At 35.1% G+C, this 866-nt stretch carries 1 protein-coding gene; it reads left to right on the top strand.

What is annotated here, in order from left to right; all coding sequences use genetic code 11:
* The first annotated feature begins 399 nt into the window (after positions 1–399).
* Positions 400–774, top strand: coding sequence for a hypothetical protein (locus GMA8713_RS25910; RefSeq protein ID WP_062715546.1), 375 nt, complete (start codon positions 400–402; stop codon positions 772–774).
* Positions 775–866: the final 92 nt, after the last annotated feature.

The following is an 866-nucleotide window of genomic DNA, read 5'->3' as shown; positions in this document are numbered from 1 at the left end:
ATCACAGGTGTAAACATATGTGGCAATTGCTCAGGAAGGTGAAGCACTTTATGGATAACGTATCGCCGTACCCGGGAGGTTGCCACGGCACGGCGAAAATGTAGCACTATTCGGATCAGTTATTTAGGTATATTCAGGCCACCAAATTTAAAGATCAACTTTATGAAGAGTATCCTGATATACATTATAAGATAGAAGATACTGCAAGGGCACAGTTACAAGATATGCAAGACAATTCTTACTTTGTATCTGTTGATACTGAATTTGTTAAAGAAACAATAAAAGTCAACAAGGAAGCTTTCTCTAAATATTCGGAACATATGTCTGAAACGAATGTACAGTCGCTTTCAATCGGATATCTGGCTGTCTGGATTTCAGAATGTTATATGGATTTCTAATATGGAAAATGAAAAAGTAATTAAACCAATATTTAGTGAAAAAGCATATTCGGTTCCGATAAATATGAGACCATTATGGAGAATATCACTAATTGTAATCTCTATTTTTTCCGTATCAGGTAAAAAAAAGTATTTGTCTAGAGATAAACTGAACATACTCGTATGGATGCTGATTAGAAAAAATAAATGGGAATATTATGAGGACTATTTGAGAGATAGAGAATTATCGACGCCTAACATATCCGCCGATTCAATTACTTTTAAAGCAATAGAGTATGCTATTTGCAAAGGGTTTTGTAAAGCAGATGAAAATAGAGTGTACCTATTGGGTAAAGGTGATGAATTAGTCGGCCCTGAATTACAAATAAGACACTGATCTATTTGATGATCTCATCGATCTTCCTACCCTCATATTGCAAGCTTTTTAAGCCTCCCCTTCCAAAACCTTGCAATTTGGGTGATGAAAAT

It is taken from the genome of Grimontia marina (assembly GCF_900060185.1).
In the GTDB taxonomy this organism is placed as follows: Bacteria; Pseudomonadota; Gammaproteobacteria; order Enterobacterales; family Vibrionaceae; genus Enterovibrio; species Enterovibrio marinus.
The sequence above is the reverse complement of the archived record's forward strand: the minus strand, read 5'-3'. Positions and strand labels throughout refer to the sequence as shown.

What these genes read in the sequence shown, in the direction of transcription:
- GMA8713_RS25910 (WP_062715546.1), top strand. Translation starts at nt 400, where the DNA reads ATGGAAAATGAAAAAGTAATTAAACCAATATTTAGTGAAAAAGCATAT.